Raw genomic sequence first — 23240 nt, 5'->3', positions numbered from 1 at the left:
TAAAATTATAAAATCTAAATAGACGTCTCAGAGTCATTTATTATGATTCTGAGACGCTCAGGTGAGGTAATTTGGCTTCACCTTCCGCGATAAGTGTCTTGCAGTACAGTTATAAATTATTTATATTGAATTTAATCAATGCATTGCATGGTTTTATTATGTGTTAACCTTGCTCTACTCACAAGGGTAAAGGAGGCGGTTTTTTATCTAATAAATGTGACGTCGTTGTTGATAGTCAGGCTGCAGACGCCACCGTGGTGCTGCCTACCATCGGCACCAACCTGCCATACGCAGTGTGCTATTCAATATCAATAAAAGGCTTTGGGAAGTGAATTGCCTCCTTGTCTGAGCGTTGAAACGTTATCGGGCAATCAACCTTTGTATTACCCGATAACGCCAATGGCACCAGAGTTGGAGGTTGCTCCTCATTGACATTCCGAGTCGAAGACCTGAATGGACATCATAGTACCGTCTCTTGCCTCAGGCATTAGCATATATCCGATGATGCATTGCATGTTGTTGTTCTCACCCCATTTGACCGTGAGTAGCCCTTGGTCTTCCGCAACACGGGCATAGACTTGCCCGCCCTGACCGACAGATCCTACGTTGTTGCCGTTACTGTCAAAAACATCGGCCCCAAAGGGAACCGGCCCCTCTTGATAGGTGGCATTAATCAGGATCGGTGTACCCCGTTTGGTAGCGTATTGTAGTTTTACCACTGCACCGGAATACGGGGCCACTTTCTGACTGGTATTGTCCAGCTCGATATCGGACGAAGTGCCTGTCGGGTCAATGCTTATGTCGTTCATCTGGTACGGGTTCAGGTAAGGAACCAATGCATAACCGCGAGAGTTGATGTTCACCCCCGGATAAGATGACACGCTAGCCCCTTCAGCACCTTTGGCTTCAACCAAAGCAAAAGTATCCGAGGTGTATGGCGTGAAGGTCACCCCCCCGGCATGGCCGATCATCGTACCAGTTATGCCGGCCGAGCCACTCTGATAACCTCGCCCCGTGCTGTAGGTTCCACTCAATGCTGAGACTGGGCTCCGATAGTTGCCACTTACGGAGCCGCTGGTGCCCATCCCCTGATTGGCATTCATGGCGTTTATCCCATAGCTGAACTGGTTTTCTTCCCCGACGCTACCTGAAACGGTCGCCTGCTGGCCATTGCGGCCACTGCTATCGTGAGACAGGTCCATGCGCAACTGAGGTGTGTGGGTCTGGTCATCCCGTCCCAGAGGCAGGCTGAAACTCAGCAGAAAGTTGGTTTGCATTGTGCCCAGGCTGGAATGGCTTCGGTTGGCGCTGATGCCATAGGAGAGACTTTTGTATCGATTGTTGTACCCCACTTGGTACTGCATATCACTGCCATCCTGGTTCCAGTAGTTTTGCATCGACCCACTGACATACAGCTGTCCCCAGTTATCCGGCAGGCCCTGCCCGGCAGTCAGGGTCAGGCGATCTTTAATACGATATATCGTATCCGGATCGTACCCTTGCTCTACGGCATTTCGTGTCTGCATGGCCGTCAAAAAGTCCATGTAGCCTTGAGAAGAGGAGTGATGCAGCACGACGGAAAGGTTGCTGTTGGTCTCACTAATCAGCTTGCTGTAAGTGAGTTGATATCTTTGCCCGCTCTGGGAGCCGTTTGAACGATGCACTCCATTCATATCGGTACTGTCGTCCAACTGCGTCCGGGCCTGGGTAACGTCAAAGGCCAGAGCCCCTATCGGCAGACCAAAAGCGGCTCCGATCTGAAAGGCGTAATAATCCTGGCTGGCCTGAATGCCGCCATAACCGGTGATGGCGTTGTTGAGGCCATATTGATAGGTGGTCTGGAACAGCGCGGGCTTCTCACGCAGGTTTTCCGCACGTAACTCACCAGCGGTGATCGCGTACCGTGACGATCCAGGTCGGAGCAATTGGGCCACCGAGGCATAGGGGACGCTAAAAGTTTGTTCGGTACCGTCAGACTCACGTACGGTGACGACAAGATCGCCACCATAGCCGGTTGGGTACAGGTCATTGATCAGGAATTCACCAGGTGTGACGGTCGTTTCATACAAGACCTGACCATTTTGGGTTACCGTGACTCGTGCGTTGGTGCGTGCAATCCCTCGAATTTCCGGAGCATAACCGCGCTGAGATTCCGGTAACATCCGCTCGTCGGTAGCCAGTTGCACGCCGGTAAAAGGCAAGGTATCAAACAACTGGCCGGTGGTGTTCGACTCACCTAGCAGCATTCGGCCCTTCAACTGCGGGATATCACGCTGCAGATAGGAATTGATACTGGTGTATTGGCTTGGTCCGTTGCTCATCTGGTTATAAGAGCCGTTGTGACGTAGATACCAGGCTCCCAGATTCAGCCCGGTGTTGACGCCAGCAAACAGCGAACTAAAGGTTTCGCCGTGTGACTCGCTGGTATAGCCATTGACGTTATAACCAAGCAGGAAGGCGGGTACTCCGCTGTCCCAGAGTTCCGGACTGACGGTGCCGCGGGCGACATTCAGCATGTAAATCTGGGGAATAATGATATCCAGGCGTTGTTCATTGCTGTCGAAATTGACCTGTGCCTCTGGCAGCTTTTGCTGTAGATCCAGGCACATGCCACTGCCAACTGGTCCGCTCAAAAAGTCTGGCGGCAGCTTCTCGTAGTTGAAAGCGATATTTTTAATAATGTCGCTGGTCAGACAGGGGTAGACCGACTTGTCGGCCCGTGGCTTGAATTCAATATCGGTGTTACTGATCAGTTGTTCATTGACGTACAGTGCGATTTTGTAGATGCCCGGCAGAGCAGAGGCGCCCTCGGCAAAGCGGCTGAGGTCGACCGACGTTTCATCATCCACATTCAGAAAGGATGAATCGAACTCGAGATTTTTCTGGGGCGCTTGTGACGCAGAGGGGGGGGCCGCCTGAGCACTGTCCACCAGAGCAATTGAGAGCACCGTTATTCCCACAAGGGCGAAGCGATCCCAGATAATATGCCGCAAAAATTTTGACACCTTGCCCCCTCAGAGCTTGATACCGAAGTCACCACATATGTTGTGAATAGCTAAAGATGGGCTATCTAATGACAGCGTCTATGGGGATTACCGCGCCGTAGTCATTAACAAAGCTGGTGCTGATCTTACTGCCAGCATTACCCGGTAAATTCAGTGCCAGGTTTGAACGCGGTGGTACCATGGCGTTATCGAGTTTCTTGCCGTTGACCGACAGGTTCACGAAAGAAACATAATACGGGGTGGGGTTGTTGGCCTGTACTTTCCCACCTTGGGTGCTCCAGGTGACGGCTTTAGCTGCGTCGTTGGCGTTGCCTTCCAGGCCTTTTGGTCGATAGAACAGCTTGATGCGGGTACGAAAAGCCATCTGCAGTTTGTTCTCACCGGTTGCTGCCTGGCTCTTGGCCGGGACTTCCAGCACGTTCAACCAGAATACCGATTCTTTATCCATCGGCAATGTGCCACCGGTATAACTGATACGTAATGTCTGGCCTTTACCGGGTTCGACACGGTTCATTGGTGGGGTCAGCACAAACGGCACTTTGATTGCGGCGGGTTTGGCATTGGCATCACCGTTATCGATCCAGCTTTGCAGCAGTACCGGCGAGGGGCCCACATTGCTGATTTTAACGCTGACTTCTTTAGCATCAGAGGGGTAAATAACACGCGTGCCGCTCACGACGACACTGGCCAGCGAGTGGGCACTAAATAAGGCAGCAGCGGTAAGGGTAACAATCTGGCATATATTCTGAGAAAAAAGTTTCATAAAAACTCCTGACTCGCCTGAGAAAGGGAGGGGGAAGCATTACTGGTATTAAATAGAATAGACTACATTTCTGACAACGGTGCCCGGAGTGGTTGCTCCTTCAGCATAGTAAGGAACCGCATAATGCAGGTTGGCGCTGCCGCTGGAAATGTCAACGTAAGCAGTGTTGGTAACCTGGTTCTGGTTACCGGCCTGAATGACCATACGAGAGGAAGTTGGACGCATCGAGCAACTGCAGGCCGACTTTGGTTGTACCTCCGGTCAGCTTGTTCTGGATAGCTCAATTGCAGGATGCCTGGTATTTCTAGGGTGTGGCTGAAGTGTCATCCTAATCGTGATCACTAATGGTAAAAGTATCAACAAAGACTATCAGTGGTTCGAACTTTGCGACAGTAAAAAAATGAGAACGTACTATCACGATAAGCAGTAAGTGATTTATAAAACTACGTTAAAAATCATGAGTAGATACTGTGGTGGCTGTGAGTAAATAGAGATAAACACCCAAAAAAATACCCCGAGGAAGTTAGGTGTCTCGGGGTTATGAGTTTATAGAGTATATTATCTCTTCATTAGCATGTCACTAATGAGTTTATATTTAGTAGTTAAAAATAAAACTATCTATAAAAAAGCAGAATGAAATTCTATTGTCTTTATATGGCATTGAGTAATTTGCGTTTCTCAATTTCCAGTGTCTCTATACTTACCGCAGATGATAAACATTTGAACTGCTCTATCTTTTGTTTTGCAGACTCGCTCGTTAGCCCACTTGTTGGTAGCACTGCAGATAGTAGGTGAAGCGACAGTTCCGAACGTATGACTAAGTGCTCTATCACTTTATCTTGGATGGCAATTCGATTACGGAGGTCATTTATATCTCTTTCAGACATGTTTTTTTCCTTGTCTGTGGTTACGGGCTTTGAAGATAGCACTTTTGTGATTAATTGAAAACATACTGCTATTGCACCATTTTATCGAGTGCTTGAGCCCTCTATAGTCTGCAACTGAATGAAGAGTTTTGTGTTGTAGCAACATCTAAAGTTTCAAGGCTGGTTTTAATAATGATCATGATATTTCTTATTTTTCATGTTGTTATGCGATTCTGTCGTTGGTTTTTGTACGTGATTTTTTCGATGAGAATTTAATTTTTCTATTTTTGTATTGCTAAATGTTTTTTATATTCATATCAATAAGTTATATAATTACTTTGTGTTATAAAAAACCGCCTCATCATAACATTGAATATCATCGATTTGCACATATAAGAAATTCTCGTATCTAATTGATAGATATTAATATTATTCTATATGTATAAGGACCCTTTCGGAACCAGCTTATGCATTTTCCAGTTTTATACGCCGTGCCTGCTCATAGCGTGTTTTCCAGTATTGATTATCCAGCGTTGAGACGGTGACGCCAGCGCTGCTTGAGGCATGAATAAACTTTCCCTCCCCTATATAAACGCCCACGTGGCGCTCCTGCGGTGACGTTTTAAAAAACACCAGATCGCCAGTATCCAAATCATGCTTACCAATCCGCGAGCCCAATTTGGCCTGTTCATGGGAGCTTCTTGGCAAGCTTAAGGCGAATTCGTCAGCGAACACGCGCTGCATATAGGCAGAGCAATCTATCCCCTGACGGTTGTTTCCACCAAATTTGTAACTGACCCCTTCCCATCGATCGTAATGCGTCAGGATTTTATTGAGTTTCTGCTTATCGTTATGCGCATTAGCTGGGGTACTGGCAGTATGGCTGTTCTCCTGGTAGGGTTCTGCGTTAGTAGAAAAGGTCAGTAAGGAGGTTAAAACCAGAATCAATAGAATAAAAATCTTGAGCATGGTGATGTCTGAAATAGAAATGAAGTGGCTGTCCTTGATTGGGATAGTTAGTCGTTCCTTATGATGTTAATTTTAAGCCTAGGTATTTAATAACGGATGAAGCTGTTAACTGATGCCTAAATACTCAGACAGGGAGGAGCATACCCCCTCCCTGTTGCGTTATTACTGGTACTGAATGGAGTAGACCACGTTGCTGATCACGGTACCTGCAGTGGTCGGTGCTTCAGCATAGTAGCGTACGATGTATGGCAGAGTGGTGCTGCCGCCAGACACATCTTTGTAGGTGGTGTTCATCACCTGGTTGGCGTTACCGGCCTGGATGATGGCCTGTGACGTGCTTGAACCGTCGAGCAGTTGCAGGCTGACGTTGGACGCCGAGCCAGTCAGGTTCTTCAGACGCCCGGTCAGGGAATCTACTGACGCGCCTGCTTCAAAGAAGGCCGAGGCCGTCTGCAGCGTGCCGGAACAGTTGTTCAGCGCCATCACAAAGCCCGTGTCCCCAGCAGTTTTGGTGGCGCTATTCAGTTGATTGACACCCACTGTTGGTAATACCACGGTAGCATCCGCCGTCTGGCCGTCCACAACGACGTCACAGGTGTTGGCGGTCAGTTCGCCGTTAAAGGTGATGGTACCGCTAGAGGCAGCTTGCGCCATACCGACGGAACCGAAAGCGGCGACCAGAGATGCAACGATAGTTAATTTTTTCATATTCATTTACCTGTATGTAATAAGTTAAAAACTTCCGTATTCCCAGAGCGGGATATATTCAAGAGCGGGTACGATATTGAAAGTTACATCGCCCGCTAAACAGCGCTGGACAGGTCCCTATAGTCATCGACGTCGACGTAGGCATTGAGCTTAAAGTAAAACTCAGCATGCTACATTTACGTCATTTCCTTATGGGGCTATCAGAGAGCTATTGTTCACCCTGATAAACATCCTGTACTGTTCTTGTCCTGTTTTGCTGTTGGGATAAATACTATCGTGTAAAAGAGAATATTCTTAGTGAAGTGTTATTAAAAAATATCAAATGGAAAAATATTATTGTTTATCAATTGGATGCGAGTATTTCTTATGTGTGTAATGCGGTGATATTCAATATTATGATGGGATGGTGTCCATAACATAAGATTGTTACATAATTCATTGATATTATTAATAAAAATAAATATCATGAGATTTTTTGGCTTTTTGAGAACGGAGGATTGATATCTTTTATAAGTAACTTATTGAAAGTAAAGATTATAGTAATGATGATTTTCAGTATGTTGTTGCCGCATTTATCGGAATGATGATTTATTCAGGATGAATTAGCTATTTCCATTAAATAACAGATGATTAAGTAAGTAACTAATGAGTAGCTTAACATTAGTTACTTACGTAGAAATTATCATCTATCAATTTTTGATAACTGTAAGGAGTGCGGTTAGAAGAGCCTTTAGTAATAGCTTATTGTAAATGTCACTTTACCGTCAGCACGCCCCGGAGTAACGGTATCTCCCGTTTGGTAATATCTTGCTGATAGGGGTATTTTAAATGATTTAAGAGCGTTATTGCCTGGATTGAAGTTGAAATTTTGATTGAAGTTAAGCGGCTGTGGGGAACCAGAGCTATCACCCCATCCTAATTGTATTCCAACACCAGTAGCAGATGATGTCGAACTCGTCACATTCATTATGCCCTTTGCAGTATCCCAGACTGTATTTTGAGGCGTTATTTTAGCGGTCAAAAGGTTGGGTACTGCGGTTCCAGCTGTTGTTGATCCAGCACCAACAGAGGTATTATAAGAAGTATTGTTATAATAACCATAAAAACGTGGGCAGTCTTTTAATTCGATAGAAGCATCCCTCCAGGCAGTCACTGTGCCTTTGGATGTAAACGTGCTTGTCTCATAAGAGCCTAAAGGAACGTTGACATCGGGAGTGGTACAAGTCTGTGAGACAACATTAATTGAGCCAGAATAACTCAAATTGTAAATTCGTTGTGGCATTCCGGTTAATGTTGGATCTGGAGCAAACTCAAGGAAGATGCTGGGCAACGATGATGCGGTTATTACACCAGGGGTAACTGGACCAATTTTAATAAAGGAAAGCACAACATTAATACTTACGTAAAATGAGTTTACATTGGATGTTGTATAGGCAATGGTAGGCAGTGCCTGATTATTTATATCGCTCCAGGCAACAACCCCAATTCCTGGTACGGATGTATTGTAAACTTTCCCAGGGAATGGCGTACCATTCCAACTGGATAATGGCATGGGGAGACTTATGTAGTCAAGACGCTGCGGAAGATTAAATTGTTCACCAGGAGGGCAAAGAAATCCATTTATCTGTGGATGATTGAAATTAAGTCTATACACGACTGTACCCACAGGCATGTCTGGACCAACGGTGATGTTTAAGGGGGCCAATGGAACGTTATATACCTTCGGCAAGCCCGCCGGCAGTTGGCAACTGGTCAGAGCATGGGCATTTTGAGTAAAAAATACCAGTGCTCCGAATGCAATCATTAAATACCTAAATATTTTCATAATTTTCTCTCATAAATTCATTAGTAGTACAAATAGGGGCTTACATCTACAACGTTTTTAGATTCGCCGTGGTATGAACTTTCTTATTAATTATAGCTGATAATGTATGGGTTGTTCTATAAGCTTATATTTTTTAGCATGAACACACCATTCTTAATTTTTACAGGTGGCTTTGGTTTTAAGCTGCTATCGTTTGTAGGATTTTCTCTTTGAATGGCCAGATTTCAAATAAATTCCTACCGCCTAGCTTATGCAGGGCATTCCGTCGATGAGTATAGACAGTTTTTACCGAAATACAAAGAAGTCGGCTGATGGTTTGTGCATTCATGCCATTGATGGTTTTATGTAATATGTTTTTTTCCCTTTCAGTAAGCTCATCCCTAAAAATTTTCGTTTGCTCAATACTTTTTTGCTGAGTGTCAAATACTTTAGAAACAACAGTCATTAAATCTGATTTGGCATCTAAGAATGAATATCTGCTAAATGCCTCCTTGAACCTAACTTTCCCATTGGTAGGGATAAAGAATAACTTCCCAGGGAAATGCCCTGTGGAGATTAGAAAGGAAAGTTTCAAACTGTAATTTGAAGTGTGAAAGATAAAAATATCACCTTGTTTGAATTTATTATCAGGGGAAATTTCTAATTCATAGGATGACAGTTTTTCAACTGAGTTCTTATCGTTTTTTAGCGTATGCTTTAAACCAATAAAAAAATAATTGTTTTCGGTGATAATGTATACGTTCATAGCTATTGGTCCTTCTCGATGAGAGGCGAATTCCCTTTTTAGATATTGTTGCTTTAAATAAGCAGAATTAGCTGATGTAAATTGATTGTTGAGTGTTTTATTTTTGATGCTAACATTGTTGAAAAAATCTGTTACTACCCGCTCACCCCAGCGATTTACCGGAGGAGCAGATTATTTAATAATAGGTGATGATAAATCTTACAGTAGCATTTAGTTGTGTGAATTAATATTCACCCCGGTATACGATAGTACTTGGGCCTCAATCATGGCAAAGGTGTTCGAGGTATACGGTGATATAGCCAAAAGAATCGAGACCAGAAATCATATAACGCTCTAATAATAATTGATAGTAAAAGTCATTTTACCATCCGCCCGACCGCCAACCATCTGTGTATTGGTTTTTATGTAACGAGCGGCTAACGGGATCCTCAAGGTTGTTGTTCCATCTTTGGGCGCTATCACAGTCTGAACTTGACTAAAGTTAAAGGGGGTTGGTGTTCCTGAAGAATTACCGTACCCGATTTGAATACCTATACCTTGTGCTGCGGGATCAGCTGTCAATGAATTTACTGCCATAATACCTTGAAGAGGATCAATGACTGGATTCATTGGTGTCAACCCAATTGTCAACGCGTTAGGATCAGAGGTGCTTGTGCTGGTGGTGACCACTCCATTTCCTGACCTTCTTAACGAGGTGTTACTCATGTTATAAGTGCCATAGAAGATAGGACAGCTGTTTAATGTTACGGATGCGTCCACCCACGGTGTTGCAGAGTTGGCACCCGTAAAATCAATTGCAGAAAATCTACCTAAGTCTACATTAACATCAGGCGTTACACAGGTAGTCGATACGACATTGAGGCTCCCACTAAACTGCAGATATTGAAGCGGAAGGGGGAGTCCAGCAACACCTGCTGCGACTTTCGTTGTGACTACTGTCGGGAAATTTGCCGCATTAATAACTCCCGGGGTAACAGGTCCTGTTTTGACCAGCCAAACACGATAAGCCCCGCTATTTACAATGGGTTTTCCTGACTCAAAAAAGTCCGTCCTTTCTATGCGTGGCAATTTTTCATTGAAACCATTTGTTCCTGTGATGAAGACACCGATCCCAGGCAATCCACTCTCATATACCGTGCCGCTAAAACCACCGATCGCTACAGGAACGATTGGCAATGGCGTAGTGCTATATTGGGCATATTGTTGCAATGTTACATCTGCATCACAGGTTAATACCGACCCTATATTCTGGAAGGTGTAGTCAGCTCTATATAGTACGGTGCCGACAGGCGTGTCAGGGCCAACGGTAATATTGCCAGAAAGCGTTAAGATGCCTTGAAACGGAGCTACACCTTCAGTTGGATAACACGTTGCTGCCTCTGCATGTTGACTAAAAATAACACTACTGATGAAAATAGCACATATCGGCAGTGTAGATAACACTGAAAAAAGACTCTTCAATATGTTCAAGTTTTTTCGTTTCATTGAGTTATCTCTTATGCTGAGAAAACCTAGGTAGTGAGATAGGAAGTTGATAAATAAAATTCGTTTAGCACTTAGTGAAACGACTATTATTCCTGCTTCTTCTACATCTCCTGGTTATCTAACTAGCATCAATTATAGTGGCTCATGCCAGGTTTGTTTAACTTTCGCCTGCGGGTGTGCTCAGACCTGCGTTGGCCAGTATTTTGTTTCCCGGCACCGGAGCGTCATTCGGTGAACAAGCTGAGTTAAACTGTTGAATCTGCGATTGCTTCTGCCCTTTGGCTACCGGCATCAGGACATAGCTGACGGCGCATTGCATCTCGCTGCCTTCCCCCCATTTCACACGCAGTTGCCCCCGGTCTTCAGCCACGCGGGCATACAGTTGCCCACCCTGGCCGACGGAACCCACGCTGTTCCCCTTGCTGTCAAAGATATCGGCCCCAAACGGCACCGGCTCACCCTGGTAGGTGGCGTTGACGAGAATAGGGGTGCCATGTTTGGTGGCGTATTTCACCTTTACCACGGCACCGGAGTACGGCGCCACTTTCTGGCTGGTGTTGTCCAGCTCCACATCGGACGCGGTGCCTTTCGGATCAATGGTGATGTCGTTCATCTGGTACGGGTTCAGGTACGGCACCACCGCGTAGCCGCGTGAGTCGATCTTCACCCCGGGGTATGACGACACGCTGGCCCCTTCGGCCCCTTTGGCCTCGACCAGGGCAAAGGTGTCCGAGGTATAGGGGGTAAAGGTCACGCCGCCAGAGTGCGCAATGACCGTGCCGTTCAGGCCGGCGGACGCACTCTGGTAGCCTTTGCCGGTACTGTAGGTGCCGCTCAGTGCTGTCACCGGACTGCGGTAGTTGCCACTCAACGAGCCGCTGGTGCCCATACCCTGGTTGGCATTCATCGCCGTCACGCCGTAGCTGTACTGGTTATCCACCCCGGCGGAACCGGAGACGGTTGCCTGCTGGCCATACCGCCCGGTGCTGTCATGGGACAGGTCCATGCGCAACTGTGGCGTGTGGGTCTGGTCATTCCGACCCAGCGGCAGGCTGAAGCTCAGCAGGTAGTTGGTCTGCGAAGTCCCCAGGCTGGAGAAGGTCCGGTTGGCGCTGATCCCGTAGGACAGGCTCTTGTAACGGTTGTTGTAGCCCACCTGGTACTGCTTCTCGCTGCCGTCCTTGTTCCAGTAGTTTTGCAAGGAGCCACTGACATACAACTGTCCCCAGTTGTCGGGCAACCCCTGACCGGCGGTCAGCGTCAGGCGGTTCTTGGCCCGCCAGATCGAGTCGGGAGAAAAACCCTGCGCCACGGCGTCACGGGTTTGCATCGCCGTCATGAAATCCATGTAGCCATCGGTCGAGAAGCGGTAAGCTGCCAGCGACAGGTTACTGTTGGTTTCGCTGATCAGTTTGCTGTAGCTAACCTGATAGCTCTGGCCACTCAGGCTGTTGCCGGACTGGTGGCGGCCATTTTCATCGGTGCCGTTTTGCAGATGGGTACGTGCCTGGGTGGCATCAAACGCCAGTGCCCCAATCGGCGTGCCCACCGCCGCCCCCAGTTGCAGTGCGTAGTAATCCTGGCTGAGCTGCAGGCCGCCGTAGCCGGTGATGGCATTAGTCAGCCCAAGTTGGTAGGTCGCCTGGTACAGCGCCGGTTTTTCGCGCAGGTTGTCGCTGCGGACTTCACCCGCGGTGATAGAATAGCGCGATGCACCTGGGCGCAGTAACTGAGCCACCGACGCATAGGGCACGCTGAAAGTCTGCTCGGTGCCGTCGGATTCCCGTACGCTCACCTCCAGATCGCCACCGTAGCCGGTCGGGTAGAGATCATTGATCAGGAACTCTCCCGGGGTGACCGTGGTTTCATACAGCACCTGACCGCTCTGGCGCACGGTGACACGGGCATTGGTACGGGCAATGCCGCGGATCTCCGGCGCATAACCGCGCAGGGATTCGGGCAACATCCGCTCGTCGGTGGCCAGTTGGATACCGGTAAATGGCAGCGTATCGAAAAGCTGGCCGGTGGTGTTTGACTGCCCCATCAAGACACGGGCCTTGAGCGCGGGGATATCGCGCTGCAGGTAGGTGTTGATGTTGCTGTACTGGTTCGGCCCGTTGTCCATCCGGGTATAGGAGCCGTTATGTCGCAAATACCAGGCCCCGACGTTCAGCCCGGCATTCACCCCGGCGAACAGCGAGTTGAAGGTTTCACCGTGTGAATCGCTGGTATAGCCATTGATGTTATAGCCCAGCTGTGCGGAAGCAATACCGCTGTCCCACAGCTCCGGGCTGACAGTACCCCGGGCAGTATTCAGCATGTAGACCTGAGGAATGACGATATCTAGACGCTGTTCATTACTGTCGTAATTAATCTGAGCTTCAGGAATTTTTTGCTGAAGATCGAGACACTGCTCGCCTGCTTGTTGCTGGCTTAAAAAGTCCGAGGGTAATTTTTCGTAATTGAACGCAATACTCTTAATCAGCTCGCTGGTCAGGCAGGGGTACACGGTTTTATCCGCACGCGCCTTGAACTCGATATCGATATTGCTGACCAACTGTTCGTTGACATACACCGCCGTTTTGTAGACGCCGGGCAGGGCCGATGAGCCATTGGCAAAGCGGCTGAGGTCAACCGACTTTTCATCATCAACATTCAGGAAAGACGGATCAAACTCCAGGTTCTTTGCGATCTCTTGTGGCGCGGAGGGGGCGCTTTCCGCCTGGACGCCGCCAACAAAAAAGGTCGATAACATGGCCATCGCCAGAGGAGAAAGCCGACTCTGGAGATCTGATTGCAAAGATTTAGACATAAGAGATCCTTTCAAGAACGTATTTCCTGAATAATGGTGAAGACGATAATTAATGTGGTGGGACGTAGTAGGTGCTTATTTCACAACTGCATCGAAGGGCAGTACGGCACCGTAGTCGTTCACATAAGTTCCGCTGATTTTGCTTCCAGCCTGGCCCGGTAATTCCAGCGTCATGGTGCTTCGTGGGGCGATCATCGCACTGTCGAGTTTCTTGCCGTTGATGGACAGATTGACCAGCGAGGCATAGAACGGCGTCGGGTTGTTGGCCTGGACCTTGTTCCCCTGAGTACTCCAGGTGACCGCCTTGGCGGCATCGTTGGCATTACCTTCCAGGCCGGCCGGACGATAGAACAGCTTGATACGGGTACGGAACGCCATTTGCAGCTTGTTTTCAGCGGTTTTGGCCTGACTCTTGGCCGGCACTTCCAGCACGTTCAACCAGAACACCGACTCTTTATCCATCGGTAATGCACCGCCGGAGTAGCTGATACGCAGCGTCTGGCCCTTGCCGGCCTCGACTCGGTTCATCGGCGGGGTCAGGACGAAGGGCACCTTGATGGCTGATGGTTTGGCATTGGCATCGCCACTGTCGATCCAGCTTTGCAGCAGCACCGGTGAAGGGCCCACGTTGCTGATTTTGACGCTGACTTCCTTTGCATCCGACGGGTAAATCACGCGGGTACCGCTGATCACTACACTGGCCAGCGCATGGGTACTGAACAGCGCCAGGGCTGCCAACGTACAAATCTGGTGTGTCGTGTGTGTGAGAAACTTCATGATTAACTCCAAACGGTCAGACGAGTTGGGAGGGGGAAATCCCCCCTCCCGCAGTCCATTACTGGTACTGGATAGAATAAACAACGTTGCTCACTACGGTACCGGCTGTGGTTGGTGCTTCAGCGTAGTAACGCACGATGTATGGCAGGCTTGCACTGCCGCTGGAAATATCTTTATAAGTGGTGTTGGTTACCTGGTTCTGGTTACCCGCCTGGATCACTGCCGGAGACGCGCTTGAGCCGTCCAGCAGCTGCAGGCTGACGTTGGTAGCACCACCGGTCATGTTTTTCAGGCGGCCAGTTACCTGATCAACAGAAGAACCTGCTTCGAAGAACGCGGAAGCGGTCTGCAGGGTGCCAGAGCAGTTGTTCAGCGCCATCACGAAGCCAGTGTCACCAGCTGTGCGGGTAGCGGCCTGCAACTGGTTGGTACCTACAGTTGGCAGAGTCACGGTCGCGTCAGCAGCCTGGCCGTCAACAACAACGTCACAGGTAGTAGCGGTCAGTTCACCGTTAAAGGTGATGGTACCGGTAGAGGCTGCTTGAGCCATACCCAGAGAACCGAATGCTGCGACCAGGGATGCAACGATTGCTAACTTTTTCATATATATTCCTACTTACCTTAGTTTTGTTAAACCATTCTAATATCCATTGGAATGGCGTGGTTATATACCTATATCTAAATAGGTATGTTGATTTCGTTCTGTCATTAACAGAACAGAATTTATGTAATATGTAGTGATCCAATTTTTGAGTTATTTACGGCGTAACCCATGCCATGGATATTTTCAATAAAATCATCGGGGAGGCCGATGAACGACAGTTTCTTTCTTAATTCGTTTACCGTTTGCCACAGTCGTTGATTAGACGATGACAGGTTGAATTCGTCCCAAACGCTTTTCATAATGTCATCTTTATAGATAACAGCGCTGGTGCGATTCATTAGTAAACATGTTAACAGTCGTGATTGAGTCTCGTTTAAAGAGACCACTTTAAAAGACATGTTGTGCTCGGAAAGCTCTTCGGAGTAATGCACGAGCCTGCGAGTCGCAATGTTAAAGAGAACATTATCATTAAGCAGAAATCCATAAAGTCTATTTTCCATATACACTTGGTTCATTATTTCGCGGTTGTATCTCAAAATAACAAGCCTCCCTTGAGTCACGTATTATAGAAGCGATTATGTTCATGGCAACCTATTGGTTACGAGTAAGGTTGATGTCACTTTGATCCTCATTACAGAATTAAATTCCGCAGTAAGTGCATTACCTGGATTTTTCAACCATGCAAGTCCATCAACTCTAGCGATTGTGGTTGGTCATTACTCCGGAAATTTTATCAGTCAAAAAAACTTTATATAGTTATTTTAAAGTATAAAAATCTATTTTATGAAAAATAACTGATATATATCATAATGATAAATCCAGGCCGCTAGGGCTAGGATTTATCTGGCGCCATTGGCTAAATTTATCAACACAGTGATGATGAATTATCACTATTTGCTACAACGTGATGAATAGACTTAACTTAATCATCCCGTCCTGTTGATGGAAAAATAGTAACCGAATCGAGAGAATATTCTTAATGAAGTCATTTTAATTGTTCTTATTAAGAAAAAAGACTCTATTTTTCAATTTATTACGGTGGTTTTTTATGCGTTTTTGGGGTGTTCTTTAGATAAATTAATCTCATAAACTGATAGATAAGAAATGTGTTTTAACTGATTGAAATCAAAGTTGTTTTTTCGTCGGGAAATTCTTATGTGAAGTATTATACTTCATGGTAAGCGTATGCATTTTCTTGTGGCGATAACTTCCAGGTGATTGAAAATGAAAAATAAATATGTAATCAATGACACGGTCTTGTATACACCTGATGAGCATCGGTTAACCCCCCTTGGCAGACGGGGCAAGGAAACGATCTTGAATACCCCTGTTAACCGCTGTTTGCTGTTATTGCTGCAAAATCCTGGGGATGTCGTACGTCAAGAGACTCTTCTTGCTGAAGTTTGGGAAAAACACGGCCAATACGTCACTGTGAATACTCTTTACCAAAACATCTTGTTACTCAGAAGAGGTATGAGAGAGGCGGGAGTTATCATTTCGGCGATCAAGACTATTCCTAAAGTTGGGGTAAAGTTCACTGGCAAGATTCAGTTGCTTGAAGAAGACGAGAATACACATGCTAAGAGTGAGCCTAATATTGCCGCTGAAGAGCTTCCCGTTAACCGGGATGTGAAACCTGAAGCTACCACGATTAACAGCGACGTGCCGGTAGAAAGGGTATCTGACGATGAAAGAGTAGTGAAAAATGTAAGTCAGCGTTCCTGGATTAGTTATCTTAAAGAAAATACGGGGATCCGTTTCTTCTTGCCTGCTGCATGTTTCATAATGCTTGCCAGCCTGTTGACCATTGGTCCGGCAGAAAGCGTCCTTTTTTATGATACGCATGATAAAATTGCTGAGTTAGATCAATGCTCTGTTTATGTAGATCGGGGGGATAAGAGTATTAATCCTGATGAAATTAAACGCTTCATGGCAGACAGAAATCTGAAGTGCAACTCTGGTGAATTCTTATATATTACCCGAGCACCAAGAAGCGAGAATATCCGCTTCTTCTTTTGCAGAACGGCTTCTGATGGCGATATTGATTGTTCCACTCGCTTTACTGTTGCTTCGAATTCAATACAGTCAATGAATTCAGACCGATCAACGAGAGGGAATGCTCCAAACTCTAGGCTTACTCTTGATCATAATCCCTAAGTTTCCGTTGCAAACGAGATGGCAAAATTTGGTTAGGGGCGTCAGTGCGGCAGGGGGACGCGGGATCCGTCATCGCGGCACCAGCCAAAGGCGCGGCTTACGGCCCTGTGTGCCCCTTCAAAACATGGAGAAAATATGTTTCAGCGGCTTGAGCGTTTCAGAAGGCTGACGTTTCCAGCCTTGTTGATCACTCTTCCGGTTTTTCTTCTTGCTCCACAGCACCGTCTTTCTTCTTGCGGAACTTACCCCAGATCTTCCCTTCCTGGCCGCGCCATAGGCGTTGGATATTGTCGTGATGGCGCATTAGGATCAGGCAGGAGAGCATCGCTACCGGGAAGGTAAACTGCGGTTTGAACCACCAGACGTAGAACGGTGCAATCAGTGCGCTGACGATCGCCCCGAGCGAGGAATAGCCGCTCAGTAGCACGGTCAACAGCCAGGTGCCGGTCATCAGGCCGGTGAGATCCCAGCCGATCGGCGCAATGGCACCGAACGCCGTCGCCACGCCCTTGCCCCCACGGAAGTGGAAGAACACCGGGTAGATATGCCCAAGACAGGCGGCGATTGCCGTCAGGCCCAGATACAGCGGTGGGACGTTGAACGCATAGGCCAACCAGACTGGCAGCATCCCTTTTAGTATATCGAACACCAACACCGTAGCCGCCGCCAGGCGGCCGCCGATACGCAGGACGTTAGTCGCCCCTGGATTTCCCGATCCATGTTCACGCGGATCCGGTAGCCTGGCGATCCGGCAAACCAGGATCGCGCTGGAAATTGAGCCACACAGATACGCGAAGATAATCATGCCAAGCGCGGTAGCACTCATAACGCGGTTCCGTCTAATAATGGTCGTTTTACTCGCAACATCTATGGATAATACGCATATTCCGTCGGAAGTGGTATCCGGCAAGGCCAAAAACTGAGAATGACGTGATGGATATCGTATTTATTGAAGAGCTTACCGTGATCACCACCATTGGCGTTTATGATTGGGAACAAACCATTGCGCAAAAGCTGGTGTTCGATATCGAAATGGCGTGGGACAACCGCCAGGCGGCCGCCAGCGATGATGTGAATGATTGCCTAAGCTATGCCGATATCAGCGATGCGGTCATCCAGCATGTGCAGCCCAATCGTTTTGCGCTGGTGGAGCGTGTCGCAGAGGAGGTATCCGAAATTTTGCTACGGCGCTTTAAATCTCCCTGGGTCCGTATTAAGGTCAGCAAGCCGGGTGCAGTCGCGCACGCCAGCCGGGTTGGGGTGATCATCGAACGCGGTCAGCGCCCAGCCTGACAAGTTGTCACCAATATGCAACTAAAGACCGATATGCTGGTCTGTAACTAGAATTGTTTAAGCGGCAAGGTATTGAACACTGCCGCTTTTTTGTGCTCGTACCTTTAATAGCGTTAAATTTGAAATGGGGTAGTGGTCTGATGGCGGACATGCATTCGTTGTTTGTGGCATTCGTGCTTGGGGTAGTCGAAGGGCTGACAGAGTTCCTGCCGGTTTCTTCTACCGGGCACATGATTATCGTTGGTGAGTTACTGGGTTTTACCGGCGATAAGGCGAAAACCTTCGAAGTTATTATCCAACTGGGTTCGATCCTGGCGGTGGTAGTGGTGTTCTGGCGCCGTCTGTTTGGCCTGATCGGCATTCACTTTGGTGGCAAACCTGTTCCTCATGAAGGGCAGACGGCAGGGCAATTGAAGTTGGGCCATATCCTGCTGGCGATGATCCCGGCGGTAGCGCTGGGGTTGCTGCTCCACGATATGATCAAATCGCTATTTGAACCGAAAAACGTGATGTATGCGTTAGTGGTCGGGGGCCTGTTGCTGTTGGCCGCCGAATGGCTGAAACCGAAAAAACCAAGCGCGGTCGGGCTGGATGATATTACCTATCGGCAGGCCTTTTTGATCGGTTGCTTCCAGTGTCTGGCGCTGTGGCCTGGTTTTTCCCGTTCCGGCTCTACCATTTCGGGGGGCATGCTGGTGGGCGTGAGCCGTTTTGCGGCCTCGGAGTTCTCCTTTATTCTGGCAGTGCCAATGATGATCGGGGCCAGCGGCCTGGATCTGTACAAGAGCCTGCACTTCCTGACGCTCAGTGACCTGCCGATGTTTGCCGTCGGTTTCGCTACCGCGTTTGTGGTAGCGCTAATCGCCATCAAGACCTTCCTGCAGTTGATCAAGCGTATCTCGTTTGTGCCTTTCGCCATCTACCGTTTTATCGTCGCGGCGGCGGTCTACATGGTGTTTATTCATTAATCCTGGCACCAGCTCGAACGTTTTGTCCTCTCCAATAGTGGGCTCTTGGCCCACTATGTTCATATTACTTGTGTTGGCGCATTCGATTGGTCGCTACCAGTGGCTTCAAATTCCATCAATGAGGAAATCTATTGCCGTTTTTGCAGTAGACGGTGAATTGCATTGTTAAAACGTTCTGTACTCATCGCTGAAACAGCCGTGTTCATCATGAAAACGATTTAATGCCTCGAGAGTTCCCTTGTTTTCTTCCTGCCATTTTTTCGTTGCGTGATTATGTAGTTTGGCAGCAAAGCTGGCGTTAAGGTTAATACCCATATTGTTAATAAGTCTATTATTTACTGTCATGTATGTACTCCTGCTGTTGTCTGCACCACATCATACACATATTTAAAAAGGCGATAGCGCGAGGGGTCCCCAAATAATGGTGCTGCTTAATCTTGCTCATTTAGCACCCCTTCTCCCCACTTTTGGTCCGACCAATGCCGGAAAAATGTGAACCTCTGGCACATAAACGGCAAAAACCCAAACAGACACATTGCATGTTTTTAACAGTAAGTTAACTATCGGTTATCAATCATATGACTTCGCCCTGTTAGTACGACCCATTAAGCGGAGGAGTATGTAAATAATCGCGGGAGTTATCTACATGGAAGTCTGGCAACAAGTTTATGATCCCATTGGTAATATCTGGCTATCAAGTGCGGTCGCGGCGCTGCCCATTGCGTTTTTTTTCTTGGCGTTGATTAAACTGAAGCTCAAGGGGCATATTGCAGCAACGTTAACCGTTGGTATAGCTTTGCTGGTGGCGTTATTCCTCTACCGGATGCCCATCGATCGAGCGCTCGCTGCGGTGGTTTATGGTTTTTTCTATGGGCTGTGGCCGATAGCCTGGATCATTATTGCCGCAGTATTTGTCTACCAGATTTCGGTGAAAACCGGGCAGTTTGACATCATCCGCTCTTCCATTCTCTCTATCACCCCCGACCAACGTTTACAGATGCTGATCGTTGGCTTCTGTTTTGGTGCCTTTTTGGAAGGTGCCGCCGGGTTTGGCGCACCGGTAGCCATTACCGCCGCCTTGTTGGTTGGGCTGGGATTCAATCCGTTGTATGCCGCAGGGCTTTGCCTGATCGTCAACACTGCACCGGTGGCTTTCGGCGCTATGGGTATCCCGATTATCGTTGCGGGCCAGGTGACCGGGTTGGACAGCTTTGCAATCGGGCAGATGGTAGGGCGCCAATTGCCGTTCCTGACGATTATCGTGCTGTTCTGGATCATGGCGATTATGGACGGTTGGCGCGGCATTAAAGAAACCTGGCCTGCGGTGGTTGTGGCGGGGGGAAGCTTTGCCTTGGCGCAGTATCTCAGCTCCAACTTTCTTGGGCCAGAGTTGCCAGACATCATCTCCTCGCTGGTTTCACTGGTATGCCTGACGCTGTTTCTGCGCGTTTGGCAGCCAAAACGCCTGTTCCGCTTTGATAATGCCGAGGGGGCCGTCGCCGACCAAACGCTGGTGCAGCAGCACTATGCTTTAGGGCAGATAATTCGCGCCTGGATGCCGTTTATTTTCCTGACCGCTACGGTCACCCTGTGGAGCATCCCGCCGTTTAAAGCGCTGTTCGCGCAAGGTGGTGCGCTGTACGAGTGGGTGTTCTCTATTCCGGTGCCTTTTCTGGATAAGTTGGTGGCCAAAATGCCGCCGGTGGTGGCAAATATCACGCCTTATGTCGCCGTTTTCAAACTTGACTGGTTCTCTGCCACCGGCACCGCCATTATGGTTGCTGCGATCGTCTCTGTGATTTATTTGCGCATGAAGCCCAAAGATGCGCTCACCACGCTGGCTGAAACGCTAAAGGCGTTGATGTTGCCCATCTATTCCATTGGCATGGTGTTAGCCTTTGCCTTTATTTCCAACTATTCCGGTCTGTCGGCAACCTTGGCACTGGCATTGGCACATACCGGCAGCGCGTTCACCTTTTTCTCACCGTTCCTTGGCTGGTTGGGCGTGTTCCTGACCGGCTCAGACACTTCGTCCAATGCGTTGTTCGCCGCTCTGCAAGCCACCACCGCCCAGCAGATCGGCGTTTCGGATGTGCTGTTGGTTGCGGCTAACACCACCGGCGGAGTCACAGGCAAAATGATTTCACCACAGTCTATCGCGATTGCCTGTGCCGCCGTGGGGTTGGTGGGGAAAGAGTCTGACCTGTTCCGCTTTACGGTAAAACACAGCCTGATCTTCACCTGTATGGTGGGAGTTATTACTACGCTTCAGGCTTACTGGCTGACCTGGATGATCCCATGACGGTAAATCTTCAACCTACTGATCCACTCCGCTCGGCCGATCGTTTGGTTGAGCGTATCAAGGTGATGATCCGTGAACGCCAACTGGAAATGGGGATGCGTTTGCCCGCCGAGCGCCAGTTGGCCAACGAGTTGGGTGTCTCGCGTTCCTCTCTACGTGAGGCAATTCAAAAGCTGATTGGTGAAAAAACGCTTATCAGCCGACGTGGCGGCGGAACCTATGTCTGCGACGAGCTTTCCCCCTGGTCGGAGCAATGCATCGTGGAACCGCTGAGAACCTTGGTTGCCGACGATCCTGACTATCGCTATGACATTCTGGAAGCTCGCCATGCCATTGAGGCCAGCACCGCCTGGCACGCGGCAATGCGCGCCACCGCCGCAGACAAAGAGAAGCTACAGGCTTGCTTTGACGCCATGTTAGCGCTTCAGGAGAGCGATCATCCTGAACTTGCCGCTCAGGCGGATGTGCGCTTCCATTTGGCGATTGCCGAGGCTTCACACAACGTGGTGTTGCTGCAAACCATGCGCGGCTTTTTCGATTTAATGCGCTCCTCCGTCATGCATAGCCGCCAGCGTATGTACACCCAGCCGACGATTTTCACCCGGCTGACTGAACAGCACGAGGAACTGCTGCTGGCGATCCTGGCTGGCGATCCTGAACGGGCGGGTAAAGCGGCCAAATCTCACCTGGGATTCGTGCATTCCACCATTAAAAATCTGCATGAAGATGAGGCCAGGCAGGCGCGTATAACCCGCCTTCCTGATGACAATTCACCGTAACAAAGGGAGATCGTTTGATGATTATCTCAGCAGCCACGGATTATCGCGCTGCGGCACAACGTAAACTGCCGCCGTTTCTGTTTCACTACATTGATGGCGGCGCTTATGCCGAACACACTTTACGGCGTAACGTGGAAGATCTGGCTCAGGTCGCATTGAGGCAGCGTGTTCTTAAGAACATGTCGGCGCTCAGCCTGGAAACCAAACTGTTTAACGAAACTTTGGCCATGCCTGTTGTCCTTGGCCCGGTAGGGTTATGTGGCATGTATGCCCGCCGTGGGGAGGTGCAGGCCGCGCGCGCCGCAGAACAACAAGGCATTCCGTTTACGCTTTCCACCGTATCGGTGTGCCCAATCGAAGAGGTGGCGCCGGCCATCAAGCGGCCCATGTGGTTCCAGCTGTATGTGTTGAAGGATCGTGGATTTATGCGTAATGCCTTGGAGCGGGCGAAAGCCGCGGGCTGTACCACCTTGGTCTTCACCGTGGATATGCCGACACCAGGCGCCCGTTACCGCGATGCACATTCGGCAATGAGTGGCCCCTATGCCGCCCAGCGGCGCTATTGGCAAGCCGTTACCCATCCTGCCTGGGCGTGGGATGTTGGCCTGAATGGGCGCCCGCACGATCTGGGCAATATTTCCGCTTACCTCGGAAAGCCCACCGGATTAGCAGATTATATCGGGTGGCTGGGGGCCAACTTTGACCCTTCGATTTCATGGAGTGATTTGGAATGGATCCGTGATTTCTGGCAGGGGCCGATGGTGATAAAGGGCATTCTCGACGCCGACGATGCGCGTGATGCCGTGCGTTTTGGTGCTGACGGGATTGTGGTTTCCAACCACGGTGGTCGCCAACTGGATGGGGTACTCTCTTCTGCTCGTGCGTTGCCGATGATTGCCGATGCGGTGAAAGGGGATATCACCATCCTGGCAGACAGCGGGATACGTAGCGGATTAGACGTGGTGCGCATGATCGCGCTTGGGGCGGACAGCGTGTTGCTTGGGCGTGCTTATCTCTATGCGCTGGCGACAGCAGGCCAGGCTGGGGTGGAAAATCTGCTCGCATTGATCAAAAAAGAGATGTGTGTAGCGATGACGCTCACGGGGGCGAAAAGTGTCGCTGAAATCAGCCGTGATTCGTTGGTGCTGGAGGGGTAGGTAGGGGCGCATGCTGCGCCCGTTT

General features: G+C 48.8%; 21 protein-coding genes. 6 read left to right on the top strand and 15 right to left on the bottom strand.

Going from position 1 to position 23240, the window contains the following annotated elements; translation table 11 throughout:
- Positions 1–425: 425 nt before the first annotated feature.
- The 13 genes from KGP26_RS24625 to KGP26_RS24565 form a co-directional block, all read right to left on the bottom strand.
- Positions 426–2948 (bottom strand): fimbria/pilus outer membrane usher protein, encoded by a 2523-nt coding sequence (locus tag KGP26_RS24625; RefSeq protein ID WP_371824925.1) that lies wholly within the window; start codon positions 2946–2948, stop codon positions 426–428.
- A 118-nt stretch (positions 2949–3066) separates the two neighbouring features.
- Positions 3067–3768: a fimbria/pilus periplasmic chaperone gene (locus KGP26_RS24620; RefSeq protein ID WP_223664698.1), complete on the bottom strand. Its 702-nt coding sequence runs from the start codon at positions 3766–3768 to the stop codon at positions 3067–3069.
- Between the two features lie 48 nt (positions 3769–3816).
- Positions 3817–3993 (bottom strand): hypothetical protein, encoded by a 177-nt coding sequence (locus KGP26_RS24615; protein WP_223664697.1) that lies wholly within the window; start codon positions 3991–3993, stop codon positions 3817–3819.
- A 425-nt stretch (positions 3994–4418) separates the two neighbouring features.
- Positions 4419–4655, bottom strand: a complete 237-nt coding sequence (locus KGP26_RS24610) for a hypothetical protein (protein ID WP_223664696.1) — start codon at positions 4653–4655, stop codon at positions 4419–4421.
- Between the two features lie 444 nt (positions 4656–5099).
- Positions 5100–5603, bottom strand: coding sequence for an NlpC/P60 family protein (locus KGP26_RS24605; protein WP_071682118.1), 504 nt, complete (start codon positions 5601–5603; stop codon positions 5100–5102).
- 162 nt (positions 5604–5765) lie between these two features.
- Positions 5766–6311: a fimbrial protein gene (locus tag KGP26_RS24600; RefSeq protein WP_059201050.1), complete on the bottom strand. Its 546-nt coding sequence runs from the start codon at positions 6309–6311 to the stop codon at positions 5766–5768.
- 730 nt (positions 6312–7041) lie between these two features.
- Positions 7042–8136 (bottom strand): fimbrial protein, encoded by a 1095-nt coding sequence (locus tag KGP26_RS24595; RefSeq protein ID WP_223664695.1) that lies wholly within the window; start codon positions 8134–8136, stop codon positions 7042–7044.
- Between the two features lie 178 nt (positions 8137–8314).
- Complete coding sequence (locus tag KGP26_RS24590) at positions 8315–8881, bottom strand: helix-turn-helix transcriptional regulator (RefSeq protein WP_223664694.1); 567 nt, start codon at positions 8879–8881, stop codon at positions 8315–8317.
- 333 nt (positions 8882–9214) lie between these two features.
- Positions 9215–10366 (bottom strand): fimbrial protein, encoded by a 1152-nt coding sequence (locus KGP26_RS24585; RefSeq protein WP_223664693.1) that lies wholly within the window; start codon positions 10364–10366, stop codon positions 9215–9217.
- A gap of 157 nt (positions 10367–10523) precedes the next feature.
- A complete protein-coding gene (locus KGP26_RS24580) occupies positions 10524–13178 on the bottom strand; it encodes a fimbria/pilus outer membrane usher protein (RefSeq protein ID WP_371824924.1) in 2655 nt (884 codons plus the stop codon).
- Between the two features lie 75 nt (positions 13179–13253).
- Positions 13254–13955: a molecular chaperone gene (locus KGP26_RS24575; RefSeq protein WP_059201862.1), complete on the bottom strand. Its 702-nt coding sequence runs from the start codon at positions 13953–13955 to the stop codon at positions 13254–13256.
- A 58-nt stretch (positions 13956–14013) separates the two neighbouring features.
- Positions 14014–14559 carry a fimbrial protein gene (locus tag KGP26_RS24570; RefSeq protein WP_059201047.1) on the bottom strand — a complete coding sequence of 182 codons (546 nt, stop codon included), beginning with the start codon at positions 14557–14559 and terminating at the stop codon, positions 14014–14016.
- Positions 14560–14678: 119 nt separating this feature from the next.
- Positions 14679–15059: a helix-turn-helix domain-containing protein gene (locus tag KGP26_RS24565; RefSeq protein ID WP_223664692.1), complete on the bottom strand. Its 381-nt coding sequence runs from the start codon at positions 15057–15059 to the stop codon at positions 14679–14681.
- A 724-nt stretch (positions 15060–15783) separates the two neighbouring features.
- Here KGP26_RS24565 and KGP26_RS24560 point away from each other — a divergent pair.
- Entirely contained in the window at positions 15784–16716 is a 933-nt protein-coding gene (locus tag KGP26_RS24560) for a transcriptional regulator (RefSeq protein ID WP_223664691.1), read from the top strand.
- Positions 16717–16903: 187 nt separating this feature from the next.
- On the opposite strand, the gene plsY is transcribed toward KGP26_RS24560, so the two are convergent.
- A complete protein-coding gene (plsY, locus tag KGP26_RS24555) occupies positions 16904–17542 on the bottom strand; it encodes a glycerol-3-phosphate 1-O-acyltransferase PlsY (protein ID WP_024528268.1) in 639 nt (212 codons plus the stop codon).
- Between the two features lie 107 nt (positions 17543–17649).
- Between plsY and folB the strand changes: the two genes are divergently transcribed.
- Positions 17650–18009, top strand: a complete 360-nt coding sequence (gene folB / locus KGP26_RS24550; protein ID WP_021806879.1) for a bifunctional dihydroneopterin aldolase/7,8-dihydroneopterin epimerase — start codon at positions 17650–17652, stop codon at positions 18007–18009.
- A gap of 140 nt (positions 18010–18149) precedes the next feature.
- The gene (gene bacA, locus KGP26_RS24545; protein ID WP_021179489.1) at positions 18150–18977 is read left to right on the top strand and encodes an undecaprenyl-diphosphate phosphatase; all 828 of its coding nucleotides are present in this window, start codon (positions 18150–18152) and stop codon (positions 18975–18977) included.
- A gap of 165 nt (positions 18978–19142) precedes the next feature.
- On the opposite strand, the gene KGP26_RS24540 is transcribed toward bacA, so the two are convergent.
- Positions 19143–19292, bottom strand: coding sequence for a type II toxin-antitoxin system CcdA family antitoxin (locus tag KGP26_RS24540; protein ID WP_371822721.1), 150 nt, complete (start codon positions 19290–19292; stop codon positions 19143–19145).
- Positions 19293–19623: 331 nt separating this feature from the next.
- Here KGP26_RS24540 and lldP point away from each other — a divergent pair, with 331 nt between their 5' ends.
- The 3 genes from lldP to lldD are packed head-to-tail and all read left to right on the top strand — an operon-like array spanning position 19624 to position 23215.
- Positions 19624–21279, top strand: coding sequence for an L-lactate permease (gene lldP / locus KGP26_RS24535; RefSeq protein WP_115159748.1), 1656 nt, complete (start codon positions 19624–19626; stop codon positions 21277–21279).
- Entirely contained in the window at positions 21276–22058 is a 783-nt protein-coding gene (gene lldR / locus KGP26_RS24530; protein WP_115159747.1) for a transcriptional regulator LldR, read from the top strand. Before lldP ends, lldR begins: the two co-directional genes overlap by 4 nt.
- Before the next feature lie 17 nt (positions 22059–22075).
- Complete coding sequence (gene lldD / locus KGP26_RS24525; protein ID WP_223664690.1) at positions 22076–23215, top strand: FMN-dependent L-lactate dehydrogenase LldD; 1140 nt, start codon at positions 22076–22078, stop codon at positions 23213–23215.
- The last annotated feature ends 25 nt before the right edge of the window (positions 23216–23240 follow it).

The sequence above is a fragment of the Serratia sp. JSRIV002 genome, assembly GCF_019968725.1.
In the GTDB taxonomy this organism is placed as follows: domain Bacteria; phylum Pseudomonadota; class Gammaproteobacteria; order Enterobacterales; family Enterobacteriaceae; genus Chania; species Chania fonticola_B.
The sequence above is the reverse complement of the archived record's forward strand: the minus strand, read 5'-3'. Positions and strand labels throughout refer to the sequence as shown.